The organism is Streptomyces macrolidinus, assembly GCF_023887685.1.
GTDB lineage: Bacteria > Actinomycetota > Actinomycetes > Streptomycetales > Streptomycetaceae > Streptomyces > Streptomyces macrolidinus.
On record NZ_JAMWMR010000004.1, the window covers coordinates 35101 to 52168 of the forward strand.

17 protein-coding genes are annotated in these 17068 nt (G+C 70.0%); 13 read left to right on the forward strand and 4 right to left on the reverse strand.

The features are described from left to right. Positions 1-38 precede the first annotated feature (38 nt). Complete coding sequence (locus NGF19_RS05905; RefSeq protein WP_252422708.1) at positions 39-791, forward strand: SDR family NAD(P)-dependent oxidoreductase; 753 nt, start codon at positions 39-41, stop codon at positions 789-791. After that, positions 788-1867 (forward strand): threonine aldolase family protein, encoded by a 1080-nt coding sequence (locus tag NGF19_RS05910; RefSeq protein ID WP_252422709.1) that lies wholly within the window; start codon positions 788-790, stop codon positions 1865-1867. The genes NGF19_RS05905 and NGF19_RS05910 overlap by 4 nt, the downstream gene beginning before the upstream one ends. Positions 1868-1975: 108 nt before the next feature. On the opposite strand, the gene NGF19_RS05915 is transcribed toward NGF19_RS05910, so the two are convergent. Next, positions 1976-2704, reverse strand: coding sequence for a lysophospholipid acyltransferase family protein (locus tag NGF19_RS05915; RefSeq protein WP_252422711.1), 729 nt, complete (start codon positions 2702-2704; stop codon positions 1976-1978). Positions 2705-2940: 236 nt separating this feature from the next. Between NGF19_RS05915 and NGF19_RS05920 the strand changes: the two genes are divergently transcribed. The 5 genes from NGF19_RS05920 (at position 2941) to NGF19_RS05940 (ending at position 7619) form a co-directional block, all read left to right on the forward strand. Next, positions 2941-3321, forward strand: a complete 381-nt coding sequence (locus NGF19_RS05920; protein WP_372505588.1) for a TlpA family protein disulfide reductase — start codon at positions 2941-2943, stop codon at positions 3319-3321. Positions 3322-3585: 264 nt separating this feature from the next. Continuing rightward, the gene (locus NGF19_RS05925) at positions 3586-4095 is read left to right on the forward strand and encodes a flavin reductase family protein (RefSeq protein ID WP_252422715.1); all 510 of its coding nucleotides are present in this window, start codon (positions 3586-3588) and stop codon (positions 4093-4095) included. A 197-nt stretch (positions 4096-4292) separates the two neighbouring features. Further along, entirely contained in the window at positions 4293-5078 is a 786-nt protein-coding gene (locus NGF19_RS05930; protein WP_252422716.1) for an electron transfer flavoprotein subunit beta/FixA family protein, read from the forward strand. A gap of 56 nt (positions 5079-5134) precedes the next feature. Next, positions 5135-6097 (forward strand): electron transfer flavoprotein subunit alpha/FixB family protein, encoded by a 963-nt coding sequence (locus NGF19_RS05935; RefSeq protein ID WP_252422717.1) that lies wholly within the window; start codon positions 5135-5137, stop codon positions 6095-6097. 181 nt (positions 6098-6278) lie between these two features. Further along, positions 6279-7619 carry a DUF6986 family protein gene (locus NGF19_RS05940; protein ID WP_252422718.1) on the forward strand — a complete coding sequence of 447 codons (1341 nt, stop codon included), beginning with the start codon at positions 6279-6281 and terminating at the stop codon, positions 7617-7619. Here NGF19_RS05940 and NGF19_RS05945 read toward each other — a convergent pair. After that, on the reverse strand, positions 7585-8631 hold the full coding sequence (locus tag NGF19_RS05945) for a LacI family DNA-binding transcriptional regulator (RefSeq protein ID WP_252422719.1): 1047 nt from the start codon (positions 8629-8631) through the stop codon (positions 7585-7587). The two genes, NGF19_RS05940 and NGF19_RS05945, sit on opposite strands and share 35 nt — an antisense overlap. 302 nt (positions 8632-8933) lie before the next feature. On the opposite strand from NGF19_RS05945, the gene NGF19_RS05950 reads away from it, so the two are divergent. Beyond that, positions 8934-9896 carry an ROK family protein gene (locus NGF19_RS05950; protein WP_252422720.1) on the forward strand — a complete coding sequence of 321 codons (963 nt, stop codon included), beginning with the start codon at positions 8934-8936 and terminating at the stop codon, positions 9894-9896. A 114-nt stretch (positions 9897-10010) separates the two neighbouring features. Here the strand turns inward: NGF19_RS05950 and NGF19_RS05955 are convergent, their stop codons facing one another. Next, positions 10011-12035: an NPCBM/NEW2 domain-containing protein gene (locus NGF19_RS05955; RefSeq protein ID WP_252423197.1), complete on the reverse strand. Its 2025-nt coding sequence runs from the start codon at positions 12033-12035 to the stop codon at positions 10011-10013. A gap of 267 nt (positions 12036-12302) precedes the next feature. Between NGF19_RS05955 and NGF19_RS05960 the strand changes: the two genes are divergently transcribed. The 4 genes from NGF19_RS05960 to NGF19_RS05975 all read left to right on the forward strand — a co-directional run bounded on the left by NGF19_RS05960 (position 12303) and on the right by NGF19_RS05975 (position 15904). After that, a complete protein-coding gene (locus NGF19_RS05960; RefSeq protein WP_252422721.1) occupies positions 12303-13571 on the forward strand; it encodes an ABC transporter substrate-binding protein in 1269 nt (422 codons plus the stop codon). Positions 13572-13591: 20 nt separating this feature from the next. Next, entirely contained in the window at positions 13592-14503 is a 912-nt protein-coding gene (locus NGF19_RS05965; protein WP_252422722.1) for a carbohydrate ABC transporter permease, read from the forward strand. Continuing rightward, positions 14500-15423: a carbohydrate ABC transporter permease gene (locus NGF19_RS05970; RefSeq protein WP_252422723.1), complete on the forward strand. Its 924-nt coding sequence runs from the start codon at positions 14500-14502 to the stop codon at positions 15421-15423. Before NGF19_RS05965 ends, NGF19_RS05970 begins: the two co-directional genes overlap by 4 nt. A gap of 109 nt (positions 15424-15532) precedes the next feature. Further along, positions 15533-15904: a MiAMP1 family antimicrobial peptide gene (locus NGF19_RS05975; protein ID WP_252422724.1), complete on the forward strand. Its 372-nt coding sequence runs from the start codon at positions 15533-15535 to the stop codon at positions 15902-15904. A 77-nt stretch (positions 15905-15981) separates the two neighbouring features. Here the strand turns inward: NGF19_RS05975 and NGF19_RS05980 are convergent, their stop codons facing one another. After that, the gene (locus tag NGF19_RS05980) at positions 15982-16728 is read right to left on the reverse strand and encodes a hypothetical protein (RefSeq protein ID WP_252422726.1); all 747 of its coding nucleotides are present in this window, start codon (positions 16726-16728) and stop codon (positions 15982-15984) included. A 95-nt stretch (positions 16729-16823) separates the two neighbouring features. Here NGF19_RS05980 and NGF19_RS05985 point away from each other — a divergent pair, with 95 nt between their 5' ends. After that, positions 16824-17018 (forward strand): hypothetical protein, encoded by a 195-nt coding sequence (locus NGF19_RS05985; RefSeq protein WP_252422727.1) that lies wholly within the window; start codon positions 16824-16826, stop codon positions 17016-17018. Positions 17019-17068: the final 50 nt, after the last annotated feature.

Consider the following 17068-nt stretch of genomic DNA (forward strand, 5'->3'; position numbering starts at 1 on the left):
CGGGTGAGGCAGCGAAGGCTGCTCAGGAGGCGAGGATCATGCACAACGGGAACGGTCCGCTCAGCGGTGCGGTGATCGCGGTGGCCGGCGCGGGCGGGCCCGCGGGCAAGGCGACGCTGATGCGGCTCGCCGAGGCCGGGGCGACCGTCGTCGGGTCGGACAACAACCCCGAGCGGCTCGCGGAGGCCGTGGACGCCGCTTCCTACGCGCACGGCGGCGCCAGTGTCGTGGGGGAGACGGTCGACCTGCTCGACCTGCAGTCGACCCGCGACTGGGCCGACCGCATCGAGAAGGAGTACGGCCGTGTCGACGGCCTCGTCCACCTCGTCGGCGGCTGGCGCGGCGGCAAGGCCTTCACGCGCAGCGGCATCGAGGACTGGGACCTGCTGGAGAAGCTCCTCATCCGCACCGTGCAGCACACCTCGCTGGCGTTCTACGACGGGCTCCAGCGCAGCGACCGCGGCCGGTACGTCCTGATCAGCGCGGCCGGGGCGTCCCAGCCGACCGCCGGGAACGCGGCCTACTCCGCCGCGAAGGCCGCCTCCGAGGCCTGGACGCTGGCCATGGCGGACGGCTTCCGCAAGACGGCCGACGAGAGCGGTTTGACGTCCGCGGCTACGATCCTGATCGTCAAGGCGTTGGTGCACGACGCGATGCGCGCCGAGCGTCCCAACGCGAAGTTCGCGGGCTTCACCGACGTCAACGATCTGGCCGAGGCCATCGCCGGTGTATGGGACAAGCCCGCCGCGGAAGTGAACGGAAACCGTCTGTGGCTGACCGAGAAGCCGTGAACCGTCCCCGGACCGACGCGCGTCGCCACCACGACCCGCAGGTCCGCGGTTTCGCCAGCGACAACTACGCCGGGGCCCACCCGGAAGTGATGGCCGCCCTGGCGCTGGCCAACGTCGGCCATCAGGCCGCGTACGGCGAGGACGCGTACACCGAGAACCTCCAGGCGATCATCCGCGGCCACTTCGGCGCCTCGGCGGAGGCGTTCCCGGTCTTCAACGGCACCGCTGCCAACGTCGTCTCGCTCCAGGCGGTCACCGACCGCTGGGGCGCGGTGATCTGCGCCGAGAGCGCGCACATCAACGTGGACGAGGGCGGCGCCCCCGAGCGCATGGGCGGCCTCAAGCTGCTCACCGTGCCCACGCCCGACGGCAAGCTCACCCCTGAGCTGATCGACCGCCAGGCCTGGGGCTGGGAGGACGAGCACCGCGCGATGCCGCAGGTCGTCTCGATCACCCAGAGCACCGAACTGGGCACGCTCTACACGCCCGACGAGATCCGCGCGATCTGCGAGCACGCCCACGCGCGCGGGATGCGGGTGCATCTGGACGGCTCCCGCATATCCAACGCCGCCGCGTCCCTGAACGTACCGATGCGGATGTTCACCAACGCGGTCGGCGTCGACATCCTCTCCCTGGGAGGGACGAAGAACGGCGCGCTGCTCGGCGAGGCGGTCGTCGTCCTCAACCAGGACGCCGTCCGCCACATGAAGCATCTGCGCAAGCTGTCCATGCAGCTCGCCTCCAAGATGCGCTTCGTGTCGGTGCAGTTGGAGGCCCTGTTCGCCAAGGACCTGTGGCTGCGCAACGCCCGCCACGCCAACGAGATGGCGCAGCGCCTGGCGGAGGGTGTGCGCGCGGTCCACGGCGTCGAGATCCTCTACCCGGTGCAGGCCAATGCCGTCTTCGCGCGTCTGCCGCACGAGGTGACCGAGCGCTTGCAGAAGCGCTTCCGGTTCTACTTCTGGGACGAGGCTGCGGGCGACGTCCGCTGGGTGTGCGCCTTCGACACGACCGAGGACGACGTGGACCGGTTCGTGGCGGCGCTCAAGGAGGAGATGGCGCGCTACACGCCCTGATCCGGCCCGTAGGAGCCGTACACGTACGCGGCCGATCGGCAGTCCGTCGACTGCTGATCGGCCGCGTATCGGCGTGTTCGGGCGCGTTCGTCGAGCGTTCGTCGTGCGTCAGTGCGCGCCGGCCGTGCGGAGCTGCTCCGGGGTGGGGGCCGTGCCGCCGAGGTGGGCGGGCATCCACCAACTGTCCTCCGGGCCCTTGGGACGGCCGGGGTAGGCGCGCTGCGCGGTCTCCAGCAACTCCTGGACGCGCTCGCGCAGTTGACGGGTGAGCGCGCCCGCGTACGTGTCGCGCGGGGCCTCCATCGCCTCGCCGACCCGGATCGTGATCGGGGTGTGGCTGCGCTTGAAGTTGCGCGGGTGGCCCTTCGTCCACAGCCGCTGCGTGCCCCACAGGGCCATCGGGACCAGCGGGACGCCCGCCTCCTGGGCCAGGCGCGCGGCGCCCGACTTGAAGCCCTTGAGGGTGAACGACTGCGAGATCGTGGCCTCGGGGAAGACTCCGACCACCTCACCGGACTTCAGCGAGTCCAGCGCGTGCGCGTACGCGGCCTCGCCCTGCTTGCGGTCCACCGGGATGTGCTTCATGGCGCGCATCAGCGGGCCGGAGATCCGGTGCCGGAAGACGGACTCCTTGGCCATGAAGCGCACCAGACGCTTCTGCGGCAGCGCCGCCAGGCCGTTGAAGATGAAGTCCAGATAGCTGATGTGATTGCTCACCACCACCGCGCCGCCGGACCGCGGGATGTTCTCCGAGCCCTGGCAGTCGATCTTCAGGTCCCATGCCTTGAACATCGTGAGGGCAAGGCCGACAACAGGACGATAGACGAGCTCAGCCATGGACGGGACGGACCCTTCTCTCTGCCTGGGAAGGGACTCCCGGCGAAAGTTACGCAGCCGTAGGTTTACGGCACGTTGCCGATCGTGCCCCAAGAACGCGTGCGGGGCCAGTCCTGATGCCGCTGAACAGCGAGATCCTCGTCACGTCAGCCGGATGGACCACCGCGGACCCCGCTTCGAGGTGCGGGAATGTCCCTGGCCCCGTGGACGCTGGAGGAAGACGCAGGGTTGCGCTCGTGCCGACGAGCGGGTACGGAGCCGGATACCGGCGAGAGGGCGGGAGAGCAGGCGTGGGTGGAGTGGACGACAGCGGGCGGCTCGGTGCGGGCGAGTTGGGGCAGGGACTCGGCGGACGGGCCACCCTCGTGCAGTTCTCCAGCGCCTTCTGCGCCCCCTGCCGCGCGACACGGCGGATCCTCGCCGAGGTGGCGGCCATGGTGCCCGGCGTCGCCCATGTGGAGATCGACGCCGAGCAGCGGCTCGAACTCGTACGGGCCCTCGGCATCCTGAAGACACCGACCGTCCTCGTCCTCGACGCCGAGGGGCGGATCGTGCGCCGGGCGACCGGACAGCCACGCAAGGCGGACGTGATCGCCGCGCTCGGCGCGGCCGTCTGACGTCCCATCGGCCCAGGTGGGCGACGTGCGAGGCGGCCCTGGGGCAGCGGGTGAGACATCTCCCAGATCCCGGGGCGCACTTGACTCTGCGCCCCAGCTATCGTCAGCTTGACCCTATGCCCCCGGAATTCCTTCTCCCCGAGCGTGTCCACGTGGTCCCGGCCCGCACCGCGAGTGGGCGCACCGTCCGGGCTGAATGAGCAGCCACGGATCCTCCCCCTCCGCGGGGTCCCCCCACGTCGTCTCTCGCAGAAGGACAACTCCATGACGGCCACGCCCGACCTCGGCACCCCCCGGCTCACCTCCCCGGACCTGTTGCGCTCCGTCTTCCGCCGACACGCGGCGGGAGTCGCCGTGATCACGGCCCAGTTGGGCGGCAGCCCGGTCGGCTTCACCGCCACCTCCCTCGCCTCCGTCTCCGCCGAGCCCGCGCTCGTCTCGTTCGGCATCGGGACCGGTGGCTCCAGTTGGCCCGTCATCTCCGAGACCCGCCATGTCGGGGTGCACATACTCGGCGAGCACCAGGAAGCCCTGGCCCGTACGTTCGCCAGGAGCGGCGCGGACCGCTTCGGGCCGCCCACGAGCTGGCGCGAGGGGCCGGAGGGCGTGCCCGTGCTGGACGGCGTCCTCGCCTGGCTCGTCTGCCGCGTGGTGGCGCGCGTGCCCGCCGGGGACCATCGCATCGTCGTGGGCGAGGTCGTGGCCGGTGACCCCTCGGGCGAGGGGCGCCCGCTTGTCTACCATCAGGGGCACTTCAACGGCCTTCGCGACTGACCCTCCTGGCCGGTTACACAGCGTTGCCAAGGTCACAGTGCAAAGCGCTTGCTTAGCGGGCGCTCGCTGGGTGTACTACTGACGAGTAATATCTTGTTCGGAGCGCGGGGTCGCCCCGATCGGGATCGGCCGCTTCAGGCGCCTATGCTGCCTGCAAGAAGGCAGCCCAGAACTGACGATGCAGTAGGAGAGCCGGCGTGAGCTTGAGGATCGTTGTCACTGTGAAGTACGTGCCCGACGCCACTGGCGACCGGCACTTCGCCGATGACCTGACCGTGGACCGCGACGACGTGGACGGTCTCCTCTCCGAACTCGACGAGTACGCGGTCGAGCAGGCGCTTCAGATCGCCGAGGAGGCGGACGACGCCGAGGTCACCGTGTTGACCGTGGGCCCGGAGGACGCCAAGGACGCGCTGCGCAAGGCGCTGTCCATGGGTGCCGACAAGGCGATCCACGTGGAGGACGACGACCTGCACGGCACGGACGCCATGGGCACCTCGCTGGTGCTGGCCAAGGCGATCGAGAAGGCCGGTTACGACCTGGTGATCTCCGGTATGGCCTCCACCGACGGTGCCGCCGGTGTCGTCCCGGCGCTGCTGGCCGAGCGCCTGGGCGTCCCGCAGGTCACCCTGCTGTCCGAGGTCGCGGTCGAGGACGGCGTCGTCACGGGCCGCCGCGACGGCGACACGGCCTCCGAGCAGCTTCAGGCGCAGCTCCCGGCCGTGGTGTCGGTGACCGACCAGTCGGGCGAGGCGCGTTACCCCTCCTTCAAGGGCATCATGGCGGCCAAGAAGAAGCCGGTTCAGGCCTGGGACCTGTCGGACCTCGACATCGAGGCCGAGGAGGTCGGCCTGGAGGGCGCCTGGACGAAGGTCGAGTCCGCGACCGAGCGTCCGGCGCGCACCGCGGGCACGATCGTCAAGGACGAGGGCGAGGGCGGCAAGCAGCTCGCTGAGTTCCTCGCGAGCCAGAAGTTCATCTAAGGCTCACCACCTTCACCGCCCCTCAGACTTCGCAATCCGCAAGGAGATCCATTCCCATGGCTGAAGTTCTCGTCTACGTCGACCACGTGGACGGTGCCGTCCGCAAGCCCACCCTGGAGCTGCTGACCCTGGCCCGCCGCATCGGCGAGCCCGTCGCCGTCGCCCTCGGCGCGGGCGCGGAGAACACCGCGTCCACGCTGGCCGAGCACGGCGCGACGCGCGTCCTCACGCACGACGCCGCCGAGTACGCCGACTACCTGGTCGTCCCGAAGGTGGACGCGCTCCAGGCCGCCTACGAGGCCGTCTCCCCGGCCGCCGTCCTCGTCTCGTCCTCCGCCGAGGGCAAGGAGATCGCGGCCCGGCTGGCGCTGCGCATCGGCTCGGGCATCATCACCGACGCCGTCGACCTGGAGGCCGGTGCCGAGGGTCCGGTGGCGACCCAGTCGGTGTTCGCCGCCTCGTTCAGCACCAAGTCCCGTGTGTCCAAGGGCACTCCGGTCATTACGGTCAAGCCGAACTCCGCCGCGGTGGAGGCCGCCCCGGCCGCCGGCGCGGTCGAGGCCCTGGCGGTGTCCTTCTCCGCCCAGGCCACCGGCACCAAGGTCACCGCCCGTACGCCGCGCGAGTCGACGGGCCGTCCGGACCTGACCGAGGCCGCGATCGTCGTCTCCGGTGGCCGTGGTGTCAACGGCGCGGAGAACTTCTCGATCATCGAGGCGCTGGCCGACTCCCTGGGTGCCGCGGTGGGCGCGTCGCGTGCCGCCGTGGACGCGGGCTGGTACCCGCACACCAACCAGGTCGGCCAGACCGGTAAGAGCGTGTCGCCGCAGCTCTACATCGCCTCCGGTATCTCGGGCGCGATCCAGCACCGCGCCGGTATGCAGACCTCGAAGACGATCGTCGCGATCAACAAGGACGCCGAGGCGCCCATCTTCGAGCTGGTCGACTACGGCGTGGTGGGTGACCTGTTCGAGGTCGTCCCGCAGCTCACCGAGGAGATCAAGTCCCGCAAGGGCTGAGCCACTTCATGAGCAGCAGCCCCCGGCACCGCTTCGGCGGTCCCGGGGGCTGCGCTCTGTTCCGGGCCGGGTGCCCCTCGGACACGGCTTCGCCGCACGGTCGTTGACCGGCCGCGAGGCGCGCGGATAGCGTCGCTCGACGCGTTCTTGATTCCGGTCGGCGGAAGACGGAGGCCGTGCGATGGAGCGGACGAGGGTGGCCACCAGTCTCGCGGGTGCCGTCAGCGAGGAGATCGGCGCCTTCCTGGCTCCGGTCGACGCCGCGTTGGCACGCCACTACCCCGGCGACCCCGGCACCCGTCAGCCCGTCCACACGGTCTACGTCCCCGGCGACGTCTTCGCGGCCGACACCGTCCGCTCCTGGGGCGAGCAAGCCCTCGCCGCCCTCGACCAACACGCCCCGGACGCCGCCTCGTTCGCCGCCGTCCTCGGCCTCGCGGACGATCTCGCCGGGCCCGTGTACGAGCGTGTGCGCGCGAAGCTGGCGCGCGAACCGATCGAAGACCTGCGCGTCGACTTCGAGGACGGCTACGGATCGCGCCCGGACGCCGAGGAGGACGAACACGCCGCCCGCGCCGCCCAGTTGATCGCCGAGGCCCGCGCCGAGGGCGGGATCACCGCCCCGTACGTGGGCATCCGTATGAAGTGCATGGAGGCGTCGGTACGGCGGCGAGGCATCCGTACCCTCGACGTCTTCCTGACCGGCCTGATGGCGGCGGGCGGTCTCCCGGACGGGCTCGTGCTGACGCTGCCGAAGGTGACGTATCCCGAGCAAGTCACCGCCATGGCACGGCTGTTGGGGGAGTCCGAGCAGGCGCACGGCCTTGCCCCGGGGCGGCTCGGGTTCGAGATCCAGATCGAGACCAGTCAGGCCGTCCTCGCGGCCGACGGCACCGCGACCGTCGCCCGCATGATCCGCGCCGCCGAGGGCCGCGTCACCGGGCTCCACTACGGCACCTTCGACTACAGCGCCTGCCTCGGTGTGTCCGCCGCCTACCAGGCCAGCGACCACCCGGCCGCCGACCACGCCAAGGCGATCATGCAGGTCGCCGCCGCGGGCACCGGAGTACGCGTCAGCGACGGCTCCACCAACGTCCTGCCGATCGGCCCGAGGGAGCGGGTCCACGACGCCTGGCGGCTGCACCACCGGCTCACCCGCCGCGCGCTCGCCCGCGCCTACTACCAGGGCTGGGACATGCACCCCGGCCACCTGCCGACCCGGTACGCGGCCGTCTTCGCCTTCTACCGCGAGGGGTACGAGCAGGCCGCGGCCCGCCTCGCCCGCTACGTGCGCCGCGTCGACGGCGACGTCCTGGACGAACCGGCGACCGCCCAGGCCCTCGGCGGCTATCTGCTGCGGGGCCTGGACTGCGGTGCCCTCGACGACGCGGAGGTCACCGAGGCGAGCGGGCTGAGCCGGGCCGAACTGGAGAGGTTCGCGGCACCGCGCCGCGCCGGAGCAGCCGACGGAGGCGCTGCGGACCGCCCTACGACGGCGGCAGTTCGCCCGAGCCGCGCGTGATCAGCCGCGTCGGCAACTCGATGCGCTCAGGCGTGAGCAGCGTGCCGTCGAGTTGGCCGAAGAGACGCTCGGCGGCCGTGCGGCCGAGGGCGGCGGCGTCCTGGGCGACCACCGTGACACCGGGGTCGAGCAGATCCGCCAACTCGAAGTCGTCGAAGCCGACGAGGGCGACGGAGCGGCCACGCCCGGCGAGGACCCGGACGACGGTGACCGTCACCCGGTTGTTGCCCGCGAAGATCGCCGTCACGGGCGCGGGACCCGCGAGCATCTCCTCGGCGGCCCGCCGCACCCGCTCGGGGTCGGTCACCCCGAGGGACATCCAGGACTCCTCGACCGGTATGCCCGCGTCCGCCATGGCGGCACGGTAGCCACGCAGCCGTTCGGCCGCGGTGTGGATGCGCGGCATGTCCCCGATGAAGCCGATCCGGCGGTGTCCGTGCGCGAGCAGATGGGCGACCCCGTCGCGGGCGCCGCCGAAGCTGTCGGACAGCACCGCGTCGGCGTCGATCTTCCCGGCCGGGCGGTCCACGAACACCGTGGCGACCCCGGCCCTCATCTCGGGCTCCAGATAGCGGTGGTCGTCACCGGCCGGGATGACGACCAGGCCGTCCACGCGGCGCGCGCACAGCGCCAGCGCCAGTTCCTGCTCGCGCTCCGGGTCCTCCGCGCTGGAACCGTTGATCAGCAGGGCGCCGTGGGCACGGGCGACCTCCTCGACCGCGCGGCTCAGCGGCCCGTAGAACGGGTCCGCGAGGTCCTCCAGGACGAGGCCGATGCTCGCGGTGCGGCCCTTGCGCAGCACACGCGCGCTGTCGTTGCGGCGGAAGCCCAGGGCCTCGATGGCCTCCTGGACCCGGCGTTCGGTGTCCGGGGTGACCCCGGGCTCACCATTGACCACGCGCGAGACCGTCTTCAGTCCGACACCGGCCCGTGCCGCCACGTCCTTCATGGTCGGACGGCTGCCGTAGCGGGTTCCGGAGAGACGGTCTGGTCGCGGGGCTGTCTCGGGCACGATGCGCTGTCCTGTCCGTCGTCCATGGAGAGGTGACACCCCATGGGGTCCTATGTGGTTGTGGGGCTATGTGGGGTCTGGCTGTGTGGCGTGCGGCTATGGGGATCGGTGCGGCTGTGTAGCGAGGGGCTGTGTCGCGTGGGGTATGGGGATCGGTGCGGCTGTGTGGCGAGGGGCTGTGTCGCGTGGGGCTGTGTGGGACTGTGTGGCGTCGAGCATAGAGCCTGGACAACGTTGTCAGAGCGGGAGAAACTGTGCTCCGCACATCTGTGCGCTCACGCCCTTGGGGAGACCTGACACTGATGCACACCGACCTGGTGGCCGCCCTCGACATCGGCGGCACCAAGATCGCCGGAGCGCTGGTCGACGGCCACGGCCGGATCCTGCTGCGCGCCCAGCGTGCGACGCCCGCGCGGGAGCCCGGCGACACCGTGATGGACGCCGTCGCGGACGTCCTGACGGAGTTGGCGGCCTCCCCCCTCTGGCGCGGGGTGCGTGCCGTCGGCATCGGCAGCGCCGGACCGGTGGACGCCTCCACGGGCTCGGTGAGCCCGGTCAACATACCGGGCTGGCGGGCGTACCCCCTGGTGGAGCGGGTCCGGGCCGCGACGGGCGGCCTGCCGGTCGAGCTGATCGGCGACGGTGTGGCCATCACGGCCGCCGAACACTGGCAGGGTGCCGCCCGAGGTCATGACAACGCGCTGTGCATGGTGGTGTCGACCGGCGTCGGCGGCGGTCTGGTGCTGGGCGGGCGGCTGCATCCGGGCCCGACGGGCAACGCGGGCCACATCGGGCACATCAGCGTCGACCTGGACGGCGATCCGTGCCCGTGCGGCTCGCGCGGCTGTGTGGAGCGCATCGCGAGCGGGCCGAACATCGCCCGCCGCGCCCTGGAGGGCGGCTGGCGGCCGGGCCCCGACGGCGACACCTCGGCCGCGGCGGTGGCCGCCGCGGCCCGTGACGGCCACCCGGTGGCCGTGGCCTCCTTCGAGCGGGCCGCGCGGGCGCTGGCCGCGGGCATCGCGGCGACGGCGACGCTGGTCGAGATCGACATCGCGGTCATCGGCGGGGGCGTGGGCAAGGCCGGTGACGTCCTGTTCACACCGCTGCGCGCGGCCCTGGCCGAGTACGCCACGTTGTCCTTCGTCCAGCGCCTGACCGTGGCGCCGGCGCTGATGGGCACGGACGCGGGGCTGGTCGGTGCGGCGGCAGCGGCGCTCACGACCACGCCTCCGCAGCCGAACGCGAGGGCGGCCGGAGTCTGACAGGAGGGGGGTCCGGCAAGAGGGGAGTCCGGCAAGAGGCCAGTGGGCCAGGGCTGTTCGGACACCCCGGCCACCGGCCACGCCACGCGACCATGCTCGGTCAATGCCGCGTACTCAGCACGTCAGCTTCGCGTCCGCCCAGTCCGCGTGGTCGGAGTCGATGCCGTCGCCGCCGTCGGTGACGACGAGGTGGACCACCTGAGCGCCGGTCACATCGGCGGTGAGCTGCTGCGCGGGCATCGCGTTGGTCAGCACCCCGGTGGCGGCGGCCTTCGTATCGTCCGCCCGGATCTCGAAGGCGACCGTCCCCGCGCCGCCCTTCTCGTCGTCCACGCCGACCCGCGCCGAGACCGTGCTGCACAGCCCGCCCGTGTAGAACGCGACGTCGCTCTCGGCATGGACCCCGAGCCCCTTGGCGTACACGGTCCCGCCGATGGTGATCGGATGACCGTCACCCGCGGCGCTCTCGCCGTTGCTGGTGTCGCGCTCGACGGGACCGTAGCCGTTGACCGTCGAGAGCCACGGCAGATCGCCGAGGTACGAGACCCCGTGGGGCGGCGGCGCGACCACCGTCGCCGTGACCGGTACCTCGCTGCTCGCCCGTACGCCGTTCGGCGCGCGGTAGTCCGTCCTCAGTGTCAGGTCGTACGCCCCCGTCGCCGTGCCCTCGGGCACGGTCACCCGCCAGGTCGTCCGCAGCGTGTGTCCCGTCGGCAGCGCTCCCGCGGTCGTCGGGGACGTGGGCCGCACCGTCCATCCCGCGGGCCCGGCCAGTGACACGGACACCCGCTCGGCCGCGGTGCGGCCGAGGTCCGTCACCGTCGAGGTGTAGTCGACCGTCCGGCCCGCCTCGGTGAACGGGCTGCCGTCGAGGCGCAGTTCGACGGCGGGCGGCTGCTCGGCCCACTTCCGGTCGGCCGTGACGCGGACGAGGAGCGTGCCGTGCGCGGGCACCGTCGCCGAGATCGTGCCCGCGGTGTTGGAGGACGTGTGCCGCCACAGGTCGCGCAGGGTGTACGCGCTCGCCCGCGGCAGGCCGACCGCCGTCGCCGTCGTACTGATCCGCTGGGCGGTGTTCGTCTCGTTGAAGAGGGCCACGGCACGGCTGCCGTCCGCCATCTCCTTGGCGACGACCCAGCGCCCGCCCTCGGACGAGACCACCGCGCCCTGCTTGCCGAGCGGGTCCTGGTCGACGGCGATGACCTCCTTGTTGCCGAGGATGTCGAAGGTCGCCGGGGAGGCCGTACGCAGATCGGAGCCGATGAGCAGCGGCGCGGCCATCACCGACCACATGGAGAAGTGCGTGCGGTACTCGGTGTCCGTCATACCGCCGTTGCCGACCTCCAGCATGTCGGGGTCGTTCCAGTGCCCGGGACCCGCGTACGGCGCGAGCGGAAGGTTCTGCTTGAGGATCGAGAGCATCGAGCCCCAACTGTCGCCGATGTCACCCGTGGTGCGCCACAACTGCCCGAGATCGGCGGCCCATTCCCAGGGCTTGTTCGCGCCCCACTCGCAGATGCTGTAGACGATGGGGCGGCCGGTCGCCTTCAGCGCGTCGCGCATCGTCGTGTAGCGCTGCTTGGCGTCCACGCCTTGGTTGTTGCAGTTGTCGTACTTGAGGTAGTCCACGCCCCAGTCGGCGAACTGCCGCGCGTCGCTGTACTCATGGCCGAGCGCGCCCGGGAACCCCGCGGGGTTGCAGGTCTTGGTGCCCGCGCTGGTGTAGATGCCGAGCTTGAGCCCCTTGGCGTGGACGTAGTCCGCAACTGCCTTGATCCCGTGGGGGAAACGCTCCGGATCGGGGACGAGCTTGCCGTCCGCGTCCCGTGTCGGCAGGGCCCAGCAGTCGTCGAGGTTGACGTACTGGTACCCCGCGTCCTTGAGCCCCTTCGCCACGAACAGATCCGCGATTCCTTCGACCATCGACTCGTTGAACTCCGCCCGGCACTGCGTGGAGTTCCAGTTGTTGAAGCCCATCGGCGGGGTGAGAGCGAGTCCGTCGGTCGGTGCGGGTGCCGTGGCCGGGGTCGTACGCGGGGTGGCCAGGGCCGGTGCGGCGAGCCCGGCCGCGCCCAACAGCCCTGCGGTGAGCGCTCCGATCACTCTTCGACGGATGGTGCGGGTGAGAAGGTGACGCATCATGACGTTCCTCCGTACTCGCGACAGAAGGGATGCCTTCCAGCTCGTATCAACGTGCGCGTTTACGGTAGGCCGTGTTGGACTGTGTTGGAAGAGATGTGGGTAACAGTTGATCGGTATCTCGTCAGAACCCTTGACGACGCCCCTACAGGGGGGTGAGATCCAAGCCTTGCGTTCGGTTGTGTTGAGTGGCATTCCAAGGAGAGCGACATGGCACAGTCATCGTTGGAGGGACTCACGTCGTCCGGGAGCTTGACCGGACATCGGATGTCCCGGCGAACTCTCCTACGCAGCACGGCCGTTGGTGTCGGGGCTGTCACCCTGCCGGCCCTGCTGGCCGCCTGCGGAAGCGGACCGGGCGGCAACAAGAACGAAGTCACCGTGGGGTCCAACGCCTCGGACGCGGTGCCCAAGACGGCGTTCCAGGCCGCCTTCGACGCCTACGAGAAGGAGTCGGGCAAGAAGGTCAAGGTCAACACCAAGGACCACAACGACTTCCAGGAGAACATCAACCGCTATCTCCAGGGAACGCCCGACGACGTCTTCATGTGGTTCGCCGGATACCGCATGCAGTACTTCGCCGAGAAGGGACTGCTCACCGACATCAGTGACGTGTGGCAGGGCTTCACCGGATTCTCCGACGCCCTCAAGGCCCAGTCCACGCACGCGGGCAAGCAGTACTTCGTGCCGTACTACTACTACCCGTGGGCCGTCTTCCACCGGAAGAGCCTCTTCGCGAGCAAGGGCTACCAACAGCCCAAGACCTGGGACGAGTTCATCGCCCTGGCCAAGCAGATGTCCAAGGATGGCACACCGGTCGCCTTCAGCGACAAGGACGGCTGGCCCGCCATGGGCACCTTCGACTACATCGACATGCGACTGAACGGATACGACTTCCACAAGTCCCTGATGGCGGGCAAGGAAGCGTGGACCGACCCGAAGGTGCGCAACGTCTTCGACACCTGGCGCGAACTCATGCCGTACTACCAGAAGGGCGCCCTCGGCCGCACCTGGGAGGAGGCCGGGCAGAGCCTCCAGCAGCGCAAGACGGGCATGGCCGTCTTCGGAATGCCGCACCCCGGCAGCCAGTTCCCGGAGAACGAACGGGACGACATCGACTTCTTCGCCTTCCCCGAGATCGACCCGCAGCACGGACAGGGCGCCGTCGAGGCACCCATCGACGGGTTCCTGATCGCCCGCAAGTCGAAGAACATATCCGGCGCCAAGAACCTGCTGACCTGGCTCGGCAAGCCCAAGGCCGAGGACGTCTACCTCCGGCACGACCCCAACAACGTGGCCGTGAACTCCGGTGCGGAGACCTCCGGTTACAGCGCTCTGCAGAAGAAGTCCGCCGAACTCGTCGCCGGCGCCCAGCAGATCTCGCAGTTCCTGGACCGCGACACCCGGCCCGACTTCGCCTCCACCGTGATGATCCAGGCGATCCAGGAGTTCATCGGGAACCCGAAGGACGTCGACGGGTTGTGCAACAAGATCGAACGGCAGAAGAAGACCATCTTCTCGCAGACCGCCGACTGATACACGGGGGGATACGTTCCGTGGCGCTCACCTCTCCACGGCGCGCCCGCCGACGGCTGCGCCGGTACACCCGACGCGACCTCGTCGTCCTCGGCGTGCTCCTCGGCATTCCCGTCCTGCTGGACCTCGCCATCGTATGGGGCCCGACCCTGGCCTCCATCGGGCTCTCCTTCACCTCCTGGGACGGCATCGGCGACATCCAGTGGGTGGGAACCGACAACTACCGGAACCTCTTCACCAATTACCCGCCGTTCTGGCCGGCCGCCCGCCACAACGTGCTGTGGCTGCTCTTCCTCGGCCTGGTCGCGACCCCGTTCGGGCTGCTGCTCGCGGTGCTCATCGACCGCGGCGTCCGCTTCAGCCGCTTCTACCAGTCCACGATCTATCTGCCGGTCGTGCTCTCGCTCGCCATCGTCGGCTTCATCGCCCAACTGATCCTGGGCACCGACCAGGGCGTGGTCAACACGATCATCGGCCCCCGTGAGAGCCCGGTCGACTGGCTCGGCGACTCCGACCTCAACATCTGGATGATGATGATCGCGGCGAGCTGGCGGCACACCGGGTACGTGATGATCCTCTATCTCGCGGGCCTCAAGTCCGTCGACCCGGCGCTGAAGGAAGCGGCGGCGATCGACGGGGCGGGCGCCCGCCAGACGTTCTTCCGCGTGGTGTTCCCCACCCTGCGTCCGGTCAACGTCATCGTCGGTGTGATCACGGTCATCGAGGCGCTGCGGGCCTTCGACATCGTCTACGCGGTCAACAAGGGCCGCAACGGCCTGGAACTGCTGTCCGTACTGATCACCGACAACATCATCGGCGAGGCGGGCCGCATCGGGTTCGGCTCCGCCATCGCGGTCGTCCTGCTGACTGTCTCCCTGGGGTTCATCGTGACGTTCCTGGTCCAAGAGCTGCGAGGTGCGCGCGAGCGATGAGCGCCGACCTCCGTACCGCCGCGCCGCCCCGCCCGGCCGCGACGCCCGTCACCGCCCCGAAGTCCCGCCCCCGCAAGGGCCGTTGGGGTGTGCACATCTTCCTGATGGCCGTGTCCCTGGCGTTCCTCGCCCCGCTCCTGCTGGCGGTCTACGCCTCCCTGCGGCCCTACGAGGACACCGCGCAGTACGGCTACTTCTCCTGGCCCCACCATCTGTCCTTCGACTACTACCGCCGGGCCTACACCGAGTCCGGCATGGGCAAGTACTTCACGAACACCCTGCTGATCGCCGTCCCCGCCGTGCTCGTGACCCTGTTCCTCGCGTCCTTCGTGGCCTTCGCGGTCTCCCGGCTGAAGATGCGCGGCGGGCTGGTCCTGCTGCTGTTCTTCACGGCGGGCAACCTGCTGCCCCAGCAGGTCATCGTGACCCCGCTGTACGTGCTGTTCAACAGGGTCCCGCTGCCGTGGTGGATGTCCGACTCGTTGATGATGTACGACTCCTACTGGGCCGTCATCGTCGTCAACATCGGGTTCCAACTGGGCTTCTGCGTCTTCGTCCTGGCCAGTTTCATGCGCACCCTCCCGCAGGAGATCACGGAGGCGGCGATCGTCGACGGCGCGGGTGTGTGGACCCGCTTCTGGCACATCACCCTGCCGCTGTGCCGCCCGGCCCTGGCAGCGCTCGCCACGCTCGAATTCGCCTGGATCTACAACGACTTCCTCTGGGCCCTGATCTTCATCTCCGACCCGGACAAGCTGCCGATCACGTCGTCGCTCAACAACCTCAGGGGCCAGTTCTTCACTGACTACAACCTGCTGGCCGCGGGTTCGATCCTGGTAGCCCTGCCGACGATCCTCGTCTTCCTGCTGCTGCAACGGCAGTTCATCGCGGGGCTCACACTGGGGTCGACGAAGGGGTAGGGAGACGACGAAGGGATAGGGAGCGCCCAGGAGTCGGAGCGAGCCACACGATGGGGTGAGGCAGGGCGGCGCGAAGTGTCCGGGCGGGCCGTGATCCGTTACGCAAGTCATGATCATTCCTCGTACAGCACAGCAGGCCACATCGATCCGCCGAGTCGCGGCAGCCCTCGCGGCAGCCGCGGCGATCGGCGGCCTCACCGCGGTCCCCGCCACCGCGACCGAGTCCCGCGCGTACGGCATGACCTCGTCCTTCGTCGCGTACGAAGGGACGAGCTTCTCGGGGCGGTCGGCCGACATCAACGGCTGCGGCCAGCACGCGATCCCCTTCCACGGCTCCTACAAGTGGATCCCGCGCGGCCAGGACGGCCGTATGCACAACGCGGCCGACGGCCGTGACCCCGTCCACACGGTCCTTCGCAGCAACAGGGACGCGGAAATGTCCACCCCCTTCGGCTGGCAGTCCATCTACATCGTCTGCTGACGCGCCGGTGCACTGAGCGACGGGGCTCCGGGTACGGCCTTCGGCCCGGCGGCCCCGGCCGCGCCGAACGGCGGGCGCTACTCGGATCTGCCGGAGAAGCCGTAGGACACCTCACGGCCGGGGACGGGCAGTCCCGTCGGCAGCAGGGGGCCGGGAAGGTCGGGTACGGCGACGGCGTCCCAGGCGACGGCGACGCCATCGACGAGGTGCGGCCCGAGGTCGACCGAGCTGACTTCGTCGCCGTTCGCATACGTGGTCAGGGTGAGCATGCCCATCCCGCCCTCGGACAGCGCGAGCCACTCGTCACAGGCCCAGCGGATCTCGTCGGCGTCACATGCGACCACGGTCGTGCTGTGCCGCACGGATCCGCTCCATCCCTCGTCCTCCAGCACGTAGTAGCTGTACGTCGACTCCGCGACGGGCTTGTCGCTCACGCCGAGGAGCATGGCCAACTCGGCCAGCCCGGCCTCCGCGTGAGCCGGGGCGCCGACCGTCCGTATCCGGGCATACAGCTCCTCCGCCTCGGCCTGCAGCCGTCTGAGCGTGCCCGGGTCCTGCCCGTGTTCCCCCATGAACTCGCGGAAGGAGATCTGCTCGGCCAGCCGTCCGGTCAGCAGGAACAGAGCCTGGACATCATCGGGACACGCCTCCACGGCGGCGCGCAGCCAGCGCTCCTCGGGCCAGGCCGGGTCGCCGTCGTCATCACCGGCACCGGGCTCCGGCGCCGTCAGGCACAGTAACTTCCCCAGTTCCAGAGCGGCTTGGGGATCGCCCGCCGTCGCCCTGTCGCGCAGCCGCGTGATCGACTCGTCCGTGATCGCCATGCGGTGACGCTATACCCCGCTACTGACACGCCCGCGTCGGGCAGTCGAGGACGGGTGCGCGTGACCACCGGTGGCGTTTCGCAGTTGGGCTGGGCATGAAGAAGCGCAGCATGCTCGCCATCGCCTCCCTCGCCGCCGGATTCGTCGTGGCCGCCGTCACCCCTTCGCACGCCGCCGACCACGAGACCTTCGGTGAGCTGAACGTCAAGGACGCCCTCAGCACCGTCGACCACACCGTCGACCAGGACGGCCTCGCCGGGGACGAGGGAGCCCTCGGACAGAACGGCTGACGGGCGGCAGCTTCGGACGGCGCGACGCCGGTGCCCCAGGGGGCACCGGC